This window comes from Alteromonas sp. KUL150 (genome assembly GCF_009811475.1).
Classification (GTDB): domain Bacteria; phylum Pseudomonadota; class Gammaproteobacteria; order Enterobacterales; family Alteromonadaceae; genus Alteromonas; species Alteromonas gracilis.
Window position 1 is genome coordinate 148229 of record NZ_BLIJ01000050.1, and the last position, 17936, is coordinate 166164.

Genomic DNA, 17936 nt, shown 5'->3' on the forward strand with positions numbered 1-17936 from the left:
TTTTGTTGTGTGGACAGCAGGAAATGAATATAGAACAGTGCATCAAGTATGCTAATGAAGCCCATTCGTCGGGTAATACCGATGAGGCGATGCATTGGCTAAAGCAAGCAGGTAGCTTGGGAGATCTCAATGCGGCTTTAGATTATGCCTATTTTAAGTCAGGGGAGAACCCAGCAGAATCGGTTGAGTTCTTAAATGGTATAGCGTGTGCAGACAACCCCGTGGTTCAGTTCCACAAATTGCAAATTGGCTATTTTGGTGGCGTAATAACGAGTACTAGTGTAGTTGCCAAGACGCTAGTTACACTTGGCAATAAAGGTGTAATTGAGGCTTACTTAGTCGCGTTATCCTATCTATCGGTAAAAAGCGCAACTTTTTCCTACATTGCAGACAAGGTATCTTGCCTAGCACCTAATATCAGTAAACAGCTTAATTTGGTTTCATCTACAGAAGATATTATTGACGCAGGCGTTCGACAAGAAGCCATTGAACAAATATCCGTATCACTGAATAGAGAATATAAACCTTCTAAAGTGCTAGATAAATCCCTGCCTATTGAAGTGTACGAAGGCATACTATCTGAATACGAATGTCACTATTTGATCACGAAGTTTAGCGCGCTGCTGCAACCTTCAATGGTTGTAGATCCTTTAACGGGAGAGGGTAGGGTTGATAGTGTCAGAACAAGTTATGTAGCGATAATAGCACCTAACCATTGCGACTGGATTACCCGCAAGCTAGACAAAGTAATATCACAGGTAACGAACACACCAAGGTGTAATGGTGAAGCATTGAATTTGTTGAGATATGAGCCGGGCCAGCAGTACAAATCCCACTATGACGGATTAAACGAAAAAAACGATGCGCTAATGTTTAAAGATGGCAAACAGCGCATACAGACTGCGCTTATTTATTTAAACACGGTCAAAGAGGGTGGAGAAACCCTTTTTCCAAAACTAGATATTAGCATAGCGCCAACAATCGGAAATATGGTTGTTTTTTCTAACACGGACGAGCATGGTGAGCTATTGTTAAATAGCTATCATGCTGGTGCGCCATCTATTTCAGAAAATAAATGGTTAGTTACAAAATGGATTAGAGAATGTACAACCATTTATGGTAACGTAGTTTACGGTACTTATACTAAGGGATAACACGGATGAAAAAAGTAGCAAAAATAATTCTTGCATCAAGCCTTGCTTTAACACTAGGTGCATGTGGTTCAACCAGTAATCAAAGTTCTCAGTATGCGAAAGCTGATGCCAATGCTGAAGACGACGGCATGGTCTGCAAAATTGAGAAAAAGATTGGTTCAAACCGCATGCAACGGGTTTGTTACTCAGTAGAAGAACGCGAGCAAATGCGTGAAGCAGGTCGTGAAGCCTGGACTCGTATGCAGGGGCGAAATGAAACTGGTGGTGGCGACCAGTAATTCAAAACTTTGTAAGGCTAGTATGGGAAGCGAAACACTTCCCATTGTTATATGAATAACAATAATAATCACATTACTCAATTAATTGAAAGCATTGCGACAATGGTTGAGAAAGCAGAGTATGATTCAGCACTCTCGGCCTACGCGTCTGTGTTCAAGCAATACCCCGAATTTTTATCTCCAAAAGATGAAGAGCCTCTTACAAAGTTCAGGGCCACACATATTCATAATGCTGCTAACTTGTCTCGTAGGGCACTGTACAATGCTTGCCATCACATAGGGAGCACGTCCAGAATAAAGCAGGCGGTGAATATGTTGTGTGGCGTTGAAAGAAAGGTTTATCAACACGAAGCACAAAAACCAAGTTTCCTTTTTATACCTGATTTGCCCTCGTCGCCATTTTCTGAAACTAGCGAGGTAGAAGGGCTTCAAGACTTGGTTAATAAGCTCTCTACATCTAAGGAAGCTTTTCTCTCTTGTATAAAATATGCAAATGACAACTATGTTCATGAGATAGGAGAGGTGCCAAAGTCAGATGATTGGAAAAAACTGAGTGAAAATTGGTCTTCCATGCATTTGATGAAAGGAGGGCACGTTACAGAGCACGCTAAACGTCTGCCGCATGATGTCATATCCTTGTTTAATTCGCCTCTGTTAGCACACTGTCCGACCCACGCACCTGAAGTCGTCATATCGGTATTAAAGCCAAAAGCCTATATTCCTCCACATTACGGTATATCGAATATAAAGTGGACACTTCATATCCCACTTGTTGTTAACGACAACGCTTATTTAGATGTCGCCGGTGAGAAAAGAACGTGGAGTGCCAAAACAGAAGCTTTACTATTTGACGATAGTTTTGTACATAGTGCAGAAAATCCAGCTGACGCAGCACGAGCGGTATTGATTATCGATATCTGGAACCCTCATTTAACCGAAGTAGAAAAGCAAGACATACAAATGCTGATGCGCGAATATGCTAATTGGTCCGCACATTTTGGTGCGCTTGCAGTGTTGGACAAGAGGTTTTACTAATATTATGCATGGCCAGCCAAATATTATTATTCCCCAGCTTATTAATGCATTTAGGCAAGGCAACTTTTCAAACGTTGTTGACGCTATAGAGGCATCGCCTGCGCTTGTTAATGTAGACCCTGTTGTCGTTCAATTATACGGAGGGTCCTTACGTAAACTGGCAGAGCACAAAAAAGCGGGAAAAGTTTTTGAAAAAGGGTTGAAAAAGTTTCCTTCATCGACTGATCTGATGAATAGTTATGGAAACTTTCTTCTAGAGAGTGGAAATGCAGTAAAGGCTTCACAGCTTTTTAGAAAGGCAAGCAGCATAAATGCGGGGTCTTTCGATTATAAATATAATCTTACAAGATCTCTTTATGCTGAAAAGAAATACCGTGAGGCCTTGCAATTAGGAGAGCAACTAGTAGAGGCTCGTTCGAATCACGTTTCATTACTTATCTTACTAGCCGCTATTCAGGTTGAACTAGGCAACATAGCAATTGCTGAAGCCCATTTGGTTTCAGCGCTTAATATTGATAATCGCAATGTTACAGCTTTGAATAATTTAGGTAACCTGAAGCGGGGGCAGGGAAAGCTCGTTGAAGCAATTCGCAATTACGAACTCGCGTTAACACATGCTGTTCAAGCCAAGGCCGATACACCACTAATTTATCAGAACTTAGCTGCGGTTATAGGGCTCAATGGTGATACTGATTCATCTTTAGCGGTGTACCAAAAAGGGCTGTCGCGTTTCCCCACCAATAGCGAATTGAACAAAGAATATGCCCATTTTGCATGGATAAAGAACGTTTCTTCGCCATTCGCTTTTTTCGAAGAACAATTGTCAGGCGAAAATGCGGATCTTGTACTCGTATATTGTGAGTTGATGTTACGTATTGGCGAACCATCAAAAGCGCGTTATTGGCTAGAAAAGTTAGTAGGCCATACAGATAAGAGTATTAGCATTGCTGCAACTGCTCATTTAAGTAGTGCCCTTAGAGATTTAGGCGAATTTGAAGCTGCACTAACGTTAAGTGAAAGCAAATTGAAAGAGACACAAGGCGACAACGTCGCACTTCTCGTTGAAAAAGGATACGCGCTATTAAGCTTAAGAAAATATAAAGAAGCAATTGTAGTATTTGAAAAGGTTTGTCGTATTGCGCCCCTCAATCAAGGATACTGGACACTGCTTTCTACAGCGTACAAGGCGAACGGCAATAGTAACAAATACAAAAATCTGTGCAATTATCAGTGCTTTGTCCACGCTACTAAGCTTCTGACAGACAGCGCAGCAAATAATAGCTTTGTGCAGGAATTGAAGGACCATCTTTCTACCTTACATAATGACGAAAGACACCCAATTGGGCAATCTTTAAGAAACGGCTCGCAAACGTTTGAAAATTTGTTAGACAACAAACATCAATTACTGCAAGCGTTAAGGAGGGTTCTAGAAGAAAGGGCGCAGGAATTTATAGGCAGTTTGAAAACCGAGAAGAAACACCCCTTTCTTTCTCGGTTAAGTGATAATCTAAATTTTATAGGAAGCTGGTCTGTAAGCCTTCGTCGGTCGGGTTTTCACAAATCTCATTATCATTCTGAGGGCTGGTTGAGTGGCGTGCTTTATGTCGACGTTCCTGAAGAAGTTAATCAAGGGGGCAATGGATGGCTATGCTTTGGTCGCCCTGATATAAACGGCGTTGTTATGGATGAAGATTATGCGATTAAACCAGAGGCTGGTACCGTTGTTTTCTTTCCCTCATACCTATGGCATGGGACCAACCCCATTGAAACTGAAAGCCAGAGAATGACTGTAGCTTTTGATATTGTGCCAAATTAACAAATTCTCGATAAGCTCGATATTTTTTCCCTGTTATTTCAGCAATTTGTGCCATAGCCCGTTGATAAACGGGTAAACCTGCTATCTGTGGTTCGCTTAACCCTACGGCCCAGTGTTTATATTCTGCAGTATCTGGCCGTGCGACTTCGTTAAGACGGAATGCGCTTGCTTCAAGACCCTTGAACACGGAAGTTGCTTCATCTTTTGAGCATAAGTTATCGAATACCATATCGGTTTGTCACCTACGGTATGACTGTAAGTCGGTTTTGCCATTGTATTGTTCTTGATTTTATTTCTATGAGACTATGACGTCATTAATATCAAATTGTGTTGTACAATCCAACGCTATTACAAGAAAAAACGCTTCGTAAGAAATGCGTACAGATTAAATAAAACAGGAAAATCAATGATTGATGGTATGAATAGTCAGTTGTCTCAAGCTGATATAAAAGCCGCTTTCGACAAAGAAAAAAAAGTGCGAATAAAGAGTTTCCTAACCCAGGAACATGCAGAAAAGCTCTTATTGAGCTTAACTAACGACGTATCATTTGAGATGGCGTTGGTACGCGGTGGTCGCTACGAGTCAATTTCTCAAAGCGCCTGGAAAGCAATGGATAACCAAGCAAAACAAGCAGTGAATACAGAAGTAATGTCAAATGCGGCTAAAGGTATTGGCTTTGTGTACGGGCGACATCTAGTAACGTCAACAGAACGGATTGCCCAAATGAGTAAGTTTTACGACTGGATTAATAGTGAAGCAATACTTCAATGGGCGAGAGAACTCAGTGGCTTCGATGATATTTGTACAGCAAGTGTTCAAGCAACCCGCTATACACCAGGCCAATTTCTTACTCGCCATCAAGATGTAGTTGAACGAGAACAACGCCGCCTTGCTTATGTGGTTAATTTGGCACCACAATGGCATCCAGACTGGGGAGGCTTGTTACAATTTTACGAAGAGGATGGTACGACCACTGAAAGTTGGGCGCCAGAATTTAATACATTAAGTCTCTTTGACGTTAAACATATTCACAGCGTGAGCTATGTTACTCCTTTCGCACAGCAGCCGCGTTACGCGCTAACAGGTTGGTTTAAAGCAATTTAATAAACTGTATTCTGTTAGAGCGACAGCGAAATAAGTAAAAGTTTACATTTATCGATTAAGGAATATACGGATGTTCACAATTGCTCTGAGTTGTTACTTCGCTGAAAAGTGATTGTAAAACCAGCAGATAGCAGTGTTTCTGTAAAGTGTAAACAGGGAGTTACTTGACTAAACGTAACATTCCATGTGAGTATACTACGTTCGTAGTACTGAACATTGACGTCAGTGCTACATTCCTGAAACAAAATTGTGAAAGTTTTATACGCCCCTTGCCCGAATATTTTCCTTATCGGCGAGGATTCAAATAAGAAATTTGGTTGGGAACTATGTCCAAAATGAGCAAGAGAACTCTTATTGCTTCTACTGTTATGGGTGCATTCGCACTAACAGGTAGTGCAGTCTCTGCAGATACGCTTGAAGATCTTCATAAAGAAGAAGCGAAAATCCACGCGGCTGCAGCGAAATCTCAAGAAAAAATCAACACGTTGTTTGAACAGTCTCAAGAACTACTCGTTGAGTATCGTCAAACAGTAGATGAGACAGAAAACCTTAAAATCTACAACGATTATATCGCTAGCCTAGTTGCAGACCAGCAGCGCGGTATCGATTCACTTCAGCGTCAAATCGATAGCATCGAACAAACTAAGCAGGGCATTGTTCCGCTTATGTTCCGTATGATTGATAGCCTGGAGCAGTTCATCAAGCTAGATCGTCCTATCCGTTTGGAAGAGCGTCTACAACGCGTTGAGCGTCTTCGTGACCTTATGGCTAACTCTAACGTTACTGTTTCTGAACAGTTCCGTCAGGTGCTAGAAGCCTACTTAGTAGAAGTTGAGTACGGTACTAAGATTAACTCATACCAAGGCACTATTGATGATGCAGGTACAGAAGTTACTGTTGATTTCTTTAACCTAGGTCGTACAGCGTTACTAGCTCTTTCACTTGATCAAACGCACGCGTGGGTTTGGAACAATGAAAGCCGCTCTTGGGAGAAGCTAGGTGATGAGTACCTTTCTTCGACTATTGACGCAGTGAAAATGGCGAACGGAACCATTCCTGCGGCTCTTGTTAAACTACCAATTAGCGCAGCGGAGTAATTGTTAATGAAACCAGTATTCAAATCTCTTTTAGCCGCTGTGACAGTTGCAGTTGCGGCAACCGGAGCGCAGGCTCAGGAAGCAAAGAGCCTGAAAGACCTTCTAGATCAGGTTCAGCAGAACCGTGTTTCTGAAGCGAAACTAGATAAGCAACGCGAAGCTGAATTCCAATCAGCTCGTGCTGACAAGCAAGCGCTTCTTCGCAAGGCTCAAGCAAATCTTAAAGCCGAGCAAGATCGTGGTGATCGTCTACAGAAGCAATTCTCAGACAACGAAGTAACACTTAACGAAAAAGCGGCTGAACTAGACCAAGCTACCGGTACACTAGGTGAAATGTTCGGTGTGGTACGTCAAGCATCTTCTGAAGCTTACGGCCGTATCTCTACGTCGATCGTAAGTGCACAATACCCAGGTCGTGGTCAGTTCTTAGCAGAAATGTCTGAGGACTCTAAAGGTCTTCCAAACATTAAAGAACTAGAAGACCTATGGTTTGCGCTTCAGAAAGAAATGACTGAAGGTGGTGAAATAGTTAAGTTCACTACAGAAGTTGTTAACCTTGACGGCGGTTCATCACAGCAAGAAGTACTGCGTGTTGGTACATTTAACCTTGTCGGTGAAAACGGTTATTTAGCGTATGATGCTGAGTCTGAAGTTGTTCAGCCTCTTGGTCGTCAACCAGACAGTCACTTCGTAGCGTCTGCGGAAAATCTAATTGACGCGACTTCAGGTTTTACGCCTTTCTACGCTGACCCATCTCAAGGCGGTATTCTTGGCCTATTGAAGCAGAAAGCGACAATGTCTGAGCGCTACCACGCTGGTGGTCCGGTAGGTTACACAATCACGCTAATGCTTGCTGTTGGTCTATTGATTGGTTTGTACAAAATGATCACATTGACCATCACTGGTGGAAAAATGCGTTCACAGCTTAAGAACGTAAACAATCCTTCAGAAAGTAACCCGTTAGGTCGTATCCTTAAAGTTTATCAAGAGAACAAAACTGCGGATGCAGAAAATCTTGAGCTTAAACTTGATGAAGCGATCCTTCGTGAACTTCCGAAAATTGAAAGCGGCATAAACGTTATCAAGATTTTCGCAGCGATTGCTCCACTACTGGGTCTACTAGGTACGGTACTAGGTATGATCGAGACATTCCAAACCATCACATTGTTCGGTACAGGTGACCCTCGTATGATGGCAGGAAGTATCTCAATGGCTCTTGTAACTACAGCTCAGGGTATTATTGCGGCTCTGCCTCTAATTCTTACTCACAGCATCGTAGCTTCTCGTAGCAAGTCAATCATCCACATTCTTGATGAGCAAACTGCTGGTATCATAGCTGCTCACTCAGAGTCGGAGAAAGCGTAATATGAATTACCTGATTGGATTATTCGAATCGGTCAGGGACTTTATCGCTACCGGCGGTGACGTACTTTACTTCGTTGCTGCCGCGCTCTTTCTTATGTGGGTTTTAATGATTGAGCGTTACTGGTATTTAACCTCGGTCTTCCCAAAGGTGAAGAAAAACATCATCGCGAATTGGGATGCCCGAGCAGATACCACATCATGGTATGCGCATAGAATCCGTGACGCGTGGATTTCTCAAGCGTCAGACGATCTAAACGCTAGAATGCTGATTATAAGAACCATTATTGCAATGTGTCCACTAATCGGTCTACTTGGAACAGTAACCGGAATGATCAGTGTTTTCGAGACAATGGCAACTCAGGGCACCAGCAACGCACGTCTAATGGCTGCTGGTATCTCTATGGCAACTATCCCGACAATGGCGGGAATGGTAGCTGCGCTATCTGGGCTGTTCATCAGTTCACGTCTTGAAGCGAAAGTGAAGCTGGCAAGAGAAGGGCTAGTTGATAGCCTGCCACATCATTAGAGAGAGAGATTATGGCTCGAAAAGTCAGAACCGAGGAAGAAGATGCACAGATCGACATGACGCCAATGTTGGACATCGTGTTTATCATGCTGATCTTCTTTATCGTTACCACTGTTTTCGTTAAAGAAGCAGGGATCGAAGTCAACAAGCCAGATGCGAGCCAGGCGATTCTTCACAAAAATGCAAACATTTTCATCGCCGTAACTGAAGACGGAAATGTGTGGCTAGACAAGCGTGAAGTAGCGCCGGACAGCGTAAGAGCGAATATTGAAAGACTGCTAACCGAGCAGCCGACTGACTACGTAATCATTCAAGCTGATGTCAAAGCAAAGCATGGTTTAGTAGTTGAAATTATGGATCAGGTTAAAGCCGCTGGCGTTAACCGAGTCTCGGTAGCGGCAAGGGGATAAGATGTTACGTATACTTGTATCTATTGTATTAGGTGCTGCGGTTGCATTTGCCCTTTTCGTTCTAATGGCCAAGTTGATTGAAAATTCATCTAGACCAGCAGACGAGGTACCGCCTGCACCGGTTATCGATATTGTAATGCAGGAACCAGACGACCAGACGCAAACGCGTACTCGTGTTCCACCACCACCGCCGCCTCCGCCTCCACAGCCTCCAAAGATGGAGCAAGTTGAGCCGGAAACAGCGGAACCTGATGCAGATGGCTTTAGCTTAGCTATTCCAGCTATCGACACAGGTGGTGTTGGTGTAAACATTGGTGGTGTTGGTGCAATGCAACGTGACGGTGAAGCAACACCAATCGTTCGTATCGACCCGAAATATCCACCTGACGCAGCCCGTGACGGCCGTGAAGGTTGGGTAAGACTGTCTTTCACTATCAACGAAGTTGGTGGTGTAGATGACATCGAAGTTATTGATGCTGAACCTAAGCGTATTTTCGACCGTGAAGCACGTCGTGCTCTACGTAAGTGGAAATACAAGCCTAAGATCGTTGATGGCAAGCCGGTTAAACAACCAGGCATGTTCGTACAGCTAGACTTTAAACTGGAGCAATGATCATGATGAAACGTACATTCAAAATGTCAGCCGTTGCTTTAGTGCTAGGTGCAAGTGCGGTGCTTTCAGCACCCGCTGCCCTTGCGCAGACATCACCTGTTGTTTGTCCTGGATATGAGAAGGGAAAAACGACGCTTGTTGGTGAGCGTACCGGTAAAAAGGTTCAGAAGGCGTTTGAATTCTACAATGAAGACCAAGTCACTGAAGCATTAAATGTACTTTACGAAGCCGACCCGTCAGACGATTTCGATAAAGCTTACGTTAAGCGTTTTATTGGTAACTTACTTGCTGCGCAAGAAGGTCAAGGTGGCAAAGCGTTAGGATATTTGGTTGAATCAGTCGAACCAAAAGTGCTTAACGACCTTGAGCATTCTCAAACACTTAAATTGTTAGGTGATTTGAGTATGCAGGAAGAGAAGTACACGGATGCCATAAAGTGGTACAACGCGTGGATGGACTTTACTTGTAAAGAAGACGCTGATGTTTATACGCGTTTAGCTCAGGCTTATTACGAATCTAAGCAACTAGCTAAGATGGTCGAGCCAGCAGACAAAGCTATTGCTTTGTATGAAGAGCCAAACAAAAACCCGTATGTGTTGAAGTTGACTTCTTACTACGAGCGTAAGATGTATCCTGAGACGGTTGCTGTGGCGGAAGATCTTGTTAGAACTTTCCCTCAGGAAAAGACTTGGTGGTCGCGTTTAGGCTTTTTCTATATCTTGGTTGAAGACTACAATAAAGGTCTTTCAACACTAGAGCTTGCTTATATGCAAGGCTATCTAGAAAAAGAGTCAGAGATCAAAACGCTTGCACAGCTGTATCAAAGCAACGGCATGCCTTACAAGGCGGCTAAATTGCTTGAGAAGCATATGAAAGGTGGCTTGCTCAAAAACGATGCTGATATGCTAGCTAACATTGCTAACGCATATCACCAGGCTAAGAACTTTAAAACAGCGGCAAACTTGTATGCACAAGCTGCAGCTAAGAGTTCGGATCCTGAGCACTATCGTAAGCAAGGTACGCTTCTACTTGTAGCGGAAGACTACAAGGGTGCTATTAAGGCATTGGAAAATGCTTTAGAACGTGGCGCCGAGAACCCTGAGAAAATTCACTTCACATTAATGGAAGCGAATTTCTATGCAGGTAACTTTAGGTCTGCGTACAAGCATGTTCAAGAAGCCAAAAAAGACCGCTCGCTACGTCGTAATGCGGCAGCGTGGGAACCTTACATAAAGGAAAAAGCGAAAAACCGTGGTATTAATATTTAATAACCGGTATTAGCTATAAAAGCCTCCCTCGGGAGGCTTTTTTTTGCTTTTAATTTTAGTTTGTTACTTCAAATTAGAAACTGAATTGTCGTGAAAGTGACTTGTTAGAATAGCGACAGCGAATGTTGGATCTAAAGGTATTTCACTTAACAGTACCCAAGAAAGTTACTCGAATGCGGGGCGCAATATAGCCCTAATTGCTGCCGTTAATCCTTTCAACCCATTTACCTTAACACCGTTGTCTTCTAGCACCTCTTTAATAAGCGCCATATTCATATCTGAGACATCGCATAGCGATATTAGGTAACTATTCGTATCCACTATTTTTATAAGCTTATTGAGTACGTATAGGTCAGTATTAAGTAATTCAGCGTCATTACTGCGTTTGTTTTCGTGCCTGTCACTAATCGCTTTAGGGCGGCGCTTTGCCTCGCTCGCTAATTTATTCAATATAGGCCAAATTTCATCAAGCGTTCGCGTTCCCTGGGTAAAGTGGTTTAGCTTACTTATATAGATTTCAAGAACAGAAATGGGTAGCTCGTGCAGACTAAGTGCACTAATGAAACTCGCTTTGAGGGCTACGACTTTTTCAACCAGTTCATCGGTATAAACGTTTAAAGGTAGCACAGCCAAAGCGCTGGTTTCACCACTGGCTTTATTAGGCTTTCGGCCATAATCAACGATGTAGAAGCCATTGTTAGACCAAAATCCATCAAGTTTATTTGTCGTTCCGTAAGACGTTAATATTGCATCAATAGTGCGCTTACGGGCTTTTTTCACTATTTTTTTGATTAGTTGGCTACCAATACCTTTATCTTGAAGCTTTGGGTGAACAGCAATGCGGTTTATTCGCCAATAGCTCTGTGTTGCAGCATTAAAGTCGGCAGATAGGAGTGTTAATCGTTGCGCTCCTAAATGACCTTTGGGGCGTCGCTTACCCTCTGCTATACCAAGAGCAACATCGCTTAGGCAGTCTCCGCCTTCTATGTTAATTATTGCTGTAGCAAGTACTAGGTCTTTAACTTTAAAAGTCACGACCAGAACATCTGGACTATCCATCAGGCGCATAAAATCGTCAGGGGTGGTCTGGTAGTGAGCAAGTGAAAGCAAAGACATGATTTGCCGCAGCATGTTTTCGTCTACATTCTCAAAAGAGCAAATATCAAATTCGCATGCCGTTATTAGCTCAGAGGTATTGAGTGATGTAAGAAAGGCTATGCTATTTTGTGAGTTTACGTTCCAACCAGCATCGTTCATGCAATCATTTTCAAACAGGCAGGTGTTATTAAGAAAGGCCTCAACAGGATCGTTTTCAAACCAACGTAAAGGTGTTGTCAGCGTTAGATGTAAAGTCTCGTTTGGTAAGTTGGGAATGAGTTTATGAATAAACCCTCTTCCTGAGCCTTCGTAGCCTAAAAGTGTGGTGCTTAACACCCATTGTGGGTTATACGCCATTATTCGGTTAATAACGGGAAGTGGCATGGACGCAGCCTCATCTACTATAACGAGGTCATATTTCGTGTTTTCTTTGCCAAAAAGCAACTCACTATCGGGCGGCACCCACTTAACCAAACCTTTTGGCGCAGTTTGCTGTTCCGCTCGTTGTGTTTCCATACTTGCCACTTGCGACGTATACAATTTTACGTTCAGGTTGTCTGCTTCTTCAGATTCTGCAAAGCGGGATAAAACGTTTGTTACGTTTTCAGAACGTTCGCTGGTAAGCAAAATGTGCTTACCTTCTTTTACAAGGCTATCGATAAATAGGCCTAAAAGGGATGATTTGCCTCTACCTCTTGGTGCTGTGATAAGCGCATTAAGATGATTACGCATGTATGCTTGATGCAACTGATAGTAGGCGTCTTCTTGCTCAACAGAGCGAAAACGGGTATTTGCGTGTTCGTTGTGAATTGATCCTTGTTCTACGCTGTAAATGGAAACATTGGGAAGAACAGTCTCCGTTTCAGTATGAAAACCCACGTATGGGTTTTTACGCAAGTTCTCAATGAAGCGAGAAAGATATCGACTGTGGTTAAGCGTAAACCCTTCTGATAAGAAAGGCACCGCTATATTGTCGACCCATGCGTTAAATTCTGGGCAAATGAGTATTAAGCAGCCACTACGTTTAACAATGCCCGCCACAGCCATAATATCACCTGGCTTAAAGGAAACGCGGCAATCCAATAAGGCAATGTCACACTCGACGCCAAGCACTTGTTTTCGCATCTTTCCTTTTAATGCGTTGCCAGTGAGGTTCGAAATACTTAACGATGATAGCTCATCCGTTGAGCTTTTAAGGCTAGATATCGCAGCTTCACAAAAGTCATTACCTCCTGAAATAACCAGCATTCTTCGGTGAAGCAGGGGAGTAGCCTGTGAGCCGTTTTTGCAGCTGTCTTCGCGATAGGGGGCTAGAAGCCATTCGCGTAATTGAATTAGCGCCATGAATCAGTTTTTTCGGTATAATCTAACGCTATAGTAGCGATTTATTATGAGGAATTCGAATGCGCTTTCTTTCTCGGCGTCTAGTTATGCCAAACGACCTTAATTACGCCAATTCTTTGTTCGGTGGCCGCGCGTTAGAATGGATAGACGAAGAAGCTGCAATTTGGGCAATTTGTCAGTTAGAAACCAACTGCTTGGTAACTAAGCATATTGGTGAAATCAGCTTTGAATCACCCGCTATGCAGGGGGATATCGTAGAATTTGGCCTAGAAACTAAGGCTGTGGGCCGCACGTCTATTACTGTAAGCTGCTTGGTTCGTAATAAAGCCACCAAGAAAACTATTTGTTTTGCAGACGATATCGTTTTTGTAAAAGTTGACCCAGATACGCGTCAACCAACGGCACACGGCAAAACGTTGGAAGTTTTAAAAGCACAAACTGACGATGAAGTACGTCGCCTAAATATGAATATTGACGCTGAATAGCCGCAAGCTTTCAACGCCTTATATCATATATAAAAACCTTACGTTAGCTTAACGTCTTATCTGCTTGACGGCGTGTATCGAACTGGTAGACTCCGTCGCAGATGTTAAAGCCTATTTTTATAGTGCTTTAACGCAATACCAAGGGGTGTCCGTTTTCGGTCTGAGATCCACATGTGTGGGAACCCTTAAACCTGATCCGGATAATACCGGCGTAGGGATGGTTCACAATATAGCCTTATCACCTGCCGTTAGACCCGGATCTTTTTTCTTAAATAAGAACAAGAGATCCCATGTATAAAACACTTTTCACGCTTTCATTACTTGCGAGTTCTGTTGCAGCCTATGCGCAAGATACCAATGTAAGTAAAAGTCCAAATAGCGCGCCAACCGATATTGAACGCGTCGTTGTTACTGGCGATTTTCGTCAAACCACACTGGATCAGTTAAGCGCCAGTGCGACTATTTTAGACCAAACGCGTCTTCGCAGTAGGCAGCCTAGCCATATCGACAGTGTGTTAAACAGTATTCCAAACGTTAATTTTGCTGCTGGCGCGTCTCGTGGCCGCTTTGTGCAAATTCGCGGTATTGGAGAGCGTAGCCAATTTGCCGAACCAATCAATCCTTCTGTGAGCTTTATTGTCGATGAATTCGATTTTTCTGGTCTTGCCGCAGCGGGCCTTATTTTTGATACCAATCAGCTAGAAGTCTATCGCGGGCCTCAGGCCACGCTGTATGGTACTGGCGCACTGGCAGGGGCAGTTAAACTTTCCAGTAACAATGTAGGCAGCGATGGGCCAGACTACGTTGAGGCTCGCATTGGTAACAAAGATAGCTACCGTATTGAAGGTGCCACTGGCGACGATATTAATTCTGATTGGGGATACCGCGTTGCGCTGGTTCATGACCGTAGCGATGGTTTTGTAGAGAACACGTTTTTAGGTAGAAGCGATACAAATAATATCGATGAAACCGCATTGCGCTTCGCTGTAGAAGGCAGCGTCGACGAGAGAACCACACTTGCGCTTACTTATCGCTGGTACGACATTGATAACGGCTACGATGCGTTCTCGCTTGATAACGACAACAAAACACTGTCTGACGAGCCAGGTTTTGACGAACATCAAACTCACGCAGTAAGTGCGCGCTCAACAACGAGTACGGCCGCGGGCGATCTCATTCTTATTGCTACTCATGCTTCTCATAACATCGCTTATGGATATGATGAAGATTGGACATTCACCGGTTTTCATCCGTGGGGTTACACCTCTTTTGACGCGTACTACCGCGATGTCGAAACCCAAACAGGTGAGTTGCGTTTTGTCTCGTCTGACAGTGCCGCGCTTTTCGATGGTATGACCGACTGGACCTTAGGTGTATTCTATAAAAACACAGAAGAAAAGTTGCTGCGTCAGTACACGTATTTAGACAGTGACTTTGCCAGTGAATATACACCAACAACCACTGCTATCTATGCACAAACAGAAAGCCGTTTGAATGATAACCTAGCACTTGTAGCGGGTTTGAGAGTAGAAAACTACGATTTTGATTACGCTGATAATAATCAGCTTACACGTGCTTTTGATACCACCATGGTCGGCGGAAAAGTAGCGCTTCAGTATACACAAGGCGAGCACTTCTATTACGGCAGTATCTCGCGCGGCTACAAAGGTGCAGGCTTTAACCCCGACAGCCGCGTGAATGACGACCAGAGATTCTTCGGCGAAGAGTACAATTGGAACTATGAAGTAGGCGTAAAAGGCCCGCTATTAACGCCTGACCTTGTTGCTCGTGCTGCAATTTTCTATATGGATAGAAAAGATACTCAGGTGAGCGATTTTGACGTAATCACTCGTGATGACGGTACGGCAGGGTTCGTAGATATTATTGATAATGCTGATTTAGGAACAAACAAAGGAGCCGAGCTGGAGCTTAGCTGGATTGCTAGTGATGCATGGCAGCTTGATGCAAGTGTTGGTTACCTAAGCGCTACCTTTGAAGGGTATACGCTTGCAGACGGCACTGAAGTATCAGAGCAACGACAGGCTCAATCACCTAAATGGACGGCAAACCTTTATAGTGAGTACGCACTTACAGATGACGTGCTTTGGCGCGTAGACGTAGACTATAAAAGCGAATACCGTTTTTCTGACGGCCATGATGTAACCGCACCAAGCACAACACTGGTTAACTCTGAAATCGTAGTGTTACACGGTGATTGGCAAACCTCGCTGTGGATCCAAAATGCATTTGACCGCGAGTACTACACTCGAGGTTTCGGTGGTTTTAGTAACGACCCTCGCGATGAATATGCCTTTGAAGAGCCATATTACCAAATAGGTAATGGTCGTCAGTTCGGTATCACTGTTAAATACGCGTTTTAAAATAAAAGGAAACGAGCATGCAAGTTATGGTTGAGTTGTCGTTGTACCCACTGGTAAACGAATATATTCCGCCTATTCAAGATTTCATAGATAGGTTAAATAGCTACAGTGAGATCACGGTTTCAACAAGTTCAACCAGCACGCAGGTTACCGGTGACTATGGTGTGGTAATGAATGTACTTAGTGAAGAAATGCAAAGAACCCATGAAGAAGTGGGGCAGGCTATTTTCGTGGCCAAGTTTCTTAACTTCGATGCCATGCAATCCAGAAAATCGTCTTAATGGCTAACTTATTTTCTGAGTTTACCTCACAAATTGCCGCTACTTCACTATTAGAGTGGGTAGCGGTTGTCCTTGCTATTGCCTACGTACTGTTAGCTGCAAAACAAAATAGCTGGTGTTGGCTATGTGCTTTTGTAAGTACGGCGATTTACACTTGGCTATTTTGGCAGGTGACTTTGCCATTTCAGTCTGCGCTTAATTTCTTTTACATGATAATGGCGGGATACGGTTATTATCAGTGGTCGAAAGGGGCGGAAAACGGCGATATTAAGCCGGTACGTCACTGGCCGATTTGGGTACATTTTCTCATTGTACCTAGCATGTTACTGCTCGCATGGGTTTTGTCTGAAGTAGCAGGCTCACAGTTTAATAGTGAGTACCTACTATTAGATGCAGGCATTAATTTACTTAGCGTAATAACCACATTTATGGTGGCACATAAGATTCTGCAAAACTGGGTTTATTGGTTCTTCATCAATTTAGCTTCTGCGTATTTATACCTGCAAGTGGGTTATGCATTGTCAGCTTGCCTATTTTTGGGTTACGTGGGCTTTGCGGTATTTGGCTATTATCAGTGGCTGGTGCAATATAAGAAACAAGGTGAACAAGTTGGATATCATCGCCACGCTGCAAAAGGCGCTTAACCTTAGCGACAGTGCTAAAATTTCTATACATCCAGCTGGTGCGGTAAATCGTGTTTATCGCGTTCAAGACCCGGTGACTAACCCATTACTTTCAAGGAACGGCAATCATCGAAGTAATAATAATCAGAAGCTTGAAGATACCCCTGTCGATTTAGCCGTTAAATGGATGGGCGATGATGATTTTAGCGGTGTGGAACGTCAGCATCAGTTTGCTTTGCAGCAACAGCTTTACGGATTGGGTGTAGCGCCACAGCCCATATGGTTAAGCGATGATGAAACCATCTGGGTTGAACGGTGGCAAAGCCACAGTGAAAGTGCAACGTTTTCTTCGCATAGACTTCCTTTATATACTTTGGCAAAGGCTCTCGCGCGTATTCATTCACTACCTGTAACCGCTAGGCCATTAAATTTAGCCGCAAGATGGCTCCATTACAGTGATGCTGCACAGCTCGATATAAGCAGCGAGCTTTATTTAAAGGCGCAGGCGTTTCGTAAAAAAGCAATAAAGAGCGAAGAAGACGATGATGACTATGTGTTGTGCCATAACGATTTGCTGATTAATCACCTGTTAATAAGTGCAGACAACACTGTAACAATTATTGATTGGGAATATGCAGCAATGGGCAATCGCTACTTCGATTTAGCTAGCTGCTGCCTTATCAATAAACTCGATAATAAAGAAAGTGATGAGTTGATGCAGCATTACGCCGCCATCATGAATATAGATGAACATAAGGCGCTCGAGAAATTTGAACTGCATACCGAGATTGTCGCTATCACGAATGATTTGTGGTTTGCAGCGCTCAATGCAACGAAACATGTATAGGGAAAGCAGGGGAGACTTCTATCTAATAAACCCTATGTATTGCCTTTTTCAAACTTGGGTAGAGGGCTGAATGAAAAGTTGCGCATCACTTAAACTCAGCACTATTCGATTGAAAAAACAGCGCATTGCATGTTAATTAAGCATGCAGTTGTATGTGATGATAAAAAGGCTTTACCTTTTTAATGTCATCCGTATAATGCACAGCGCGCT

17 protein-coding genes and 1 riboswitch are annotated in these 17936 nt (G+C 43.3%); of the genes, 16 read left to right on the top strand and 1 reads right to left on the bottom strand.

The window, feature by feature from the left end:
- Window positions 1–23 precede the first annotated feature (23 nt).
- The 11 genes from GVO62_RS12250 (at window position 24) to GVO62_RS12300 (ending at window position 10667) form a co-directional block, all read left to right on the top strand.
- The gene (locus tag GVO62_RS12250) at window positions 24–1154 is read left to right on the top strand and encodes a prolyl hydroxylase family protein (RefSeq protein ID WP_159119475.1); all 1131 of its coding nucleotides are present in this window, start codon (window positions 24–26) and stop codon (window positions 1152–1154) included.
- A 5-nt stretch (window positions 1155–1159) separates the two neighbouring features.
- Window positions 1160–1432, top strand: a complete 273-nt coding sequence (locus GVO62_RS12255) for a hypothetical protein (protein WP_159119476.1) — start codon at window positions 1160–1162, stop codon at window positions 1430–1432.
- Window positions 1433–1483: 51 nt separating this feature from the next.
- A complete protein-coding gene (locus tag GVO62_RS12260) occupies window positions 1484–2467 on the top strand; it encodes an aspartyl/asparaginyl beta-hydroxylase domain-containing protein (RefSeq protein WP_159119477.1) in 984 nt (327 codons plus the stop codon).
- Window positions 2468–2471: 4 nt separating this feature from the next.
- On the top strand, window positions 2472–4283 hold the full coding sequence (locus tag GVO62_RS12265) for a putative 2OG-Fe(II) oxygenase (protein ID WP_159119478.1): 1812 nt from the start codon (window positions 2472–2474) through the stop codon (window positions 4281–4283).
- 406 nt (window positions 4284–4689) lie between these two features.
- Window positions 4690–5388 (top strand): 2OG-Fe(II) oxygenase, encoded by a 699-nt coding sequence (locus GVO62_RS12270; RefSeq protein ID WP_159119479.1) that lies wholly within the window; start codon window positions 4690–4692, stop codon window positions 5386–5388.
- Window positions 5389–5723: 335 nt separating this feature from the next.
- Window positions 5724–6485, top strand: a complete 762-nt coding sequence (locus tag GVO62_RS12275) for a DUF3450 domain-containing protein (protein ID WP_105931773.1) — start codon at window positions 5724–5726, stop codon at window positions 6483–6485.
- Between the two features lie 6 nt (window positions 6486–6491).
- Window positions 6492–7850 carry a MotA/TolQ/ExbB proton channel family protein gene (locus GVO62_RS12280; protein ID WP_159119480.1) on the top strand — a complete coding sequence of 453 codons (1359 nt, stop codon included), beginning with the start codon at window positions 6492–6494 and terminating at the stop codon, window positions 7848–7850.
- Window position 7851: 1 nt separating this feature from the next.
- Complete coding sequence (locus tag GVO62_RS12285) at window positions 7852–8376, top strand: MotA/TolQ/ExbB proton channel family protein (protein WP_012517736.1); 525 nt, start codon at window positions 7852–7854, stop codon at window positions 8374–8376.
- Window positions 8377–8387: 11 nt separating this feature from the next.
- Window positions 8388–8786, top strand: coding sequence for an ExbD/TolR family protein (locus GVO62_RS12290; protein ID WP_012517737.1), 399 nt, complete (start codon window positions 8388–8390; stop codon window positions 8784–8786).
- Between the two features lies 1 nt (window position 8787).
- Window positions 8788–9399: an energy transducer TonB gene (locus tag GVO62_RS12295; protein WP_120960332.1), complete on the top strand. Its 612-nt coding sequence runs from the start codon at window positions 8788–8790 to the stop codon at window positions 9397–9399.
- A gap of 2 nt (window positions 9400–9401) precedes the next feature.
- Entirely contained in the window at window positions 9402–10667 is a 1266-nt protein-coding gene (locus GVO62_RS12300; RefSeq protein WP_159119481.1) for a tetratricopeptide repeat protein, read from the top strand.
- Window positions 10668–10832: 165 nt separating this feature from the next.
- Here GVO62_RS12300 and GVO62_RS12305 read toward each other — a convergent pair whose 3' ends face one another.
- Window positions 10833–13109 (bottom strand): GNAT family N-acetyltransferase, encoded by a 2277-nt coding sequence (locus GVO62_RS12305; protein WP_159119482.1) that lies wholly within the window; start codon window positions 13107–13109, stop codon window positions 10833–10835.
- 59 nt (window positions 13110–13168) lie between these two features.
- On the opposite strand from GVO62_RS12305, the gene GVO62_RS12310 reads away from it, so the two are divergent.
- From GVO62_RS12310 to GVO62_RS12330, 5 genes are all read left to right on the top strand, one after another.
- A complete protein-coding gene (locus tag GVO62_RS12310) occupies window positions 13169–13594 on the top strand; it encodes an acyl-CoA thioesterase (RefSeq protein ID WP_039233250.1) in 426 nt (141 codons plus the stop codon).
- A gap of 131 nt (window positions 13595–13725) precedes the next feature.
- Window positions 13726–13829: riboswitch (TPP riboswitch) on the top strand.
- A gap of 55 nt (window positions 13830–13884) precedes the next feature.
- Window positions 13885–15975 carry a TonB-dependent receptor gene (locus GVO62_RS12315; RefSeq protein ID WP_159119483.1) on the top strand — a complete coding sequence of 697 codons (2091 nt, stop codon included), beginning with the start codon at window positions 13885–13887 and terminating at the stop codon, window positions 15973–15975.
- Window positions 15976–15992: 17 nt separating this feature from the next.
- On the top strand, window positions 15993–16256 hold the full coding sequence (locus GVO62_RS12320) for a YkoF family thiamine/hydroxymethylpyrimidine-binding protein (protein ID WP_159119484.1): 264 nt from the start codon (window positions 15993–15995) through the stop codon (window positions 16254–16256).
- A complete protein-coding gene (gene pnuC / locus GVO62_RS12325) occupies window positions 16256–16900 on the top strand; it encodes a nicotinamide riboside transporter PnuC (RefSeq protein WP_159119485.1) in 645 nt (214 codons plus the stop codon). The genes GVO62_RS12320 and pnuC overlap by 1 nt, the downstream gene beginning before the upstream one ends.
- Window positions 16866–17726: a phosphotransferase gene (locus tag GVO62_RS12330; protein WP_159119486.1), complete on the top strand. Its 861-nt coding sequence runs from the start codon at window positions 16866–16868 to the stop codon at window positions 17724–17726. Before pnuC ends, GVO62_RS12330 begins: the two co-directional genes overlap by 35 nt.
- Window positions 17727–17936 lie beyond the last annotated feature (210 nt).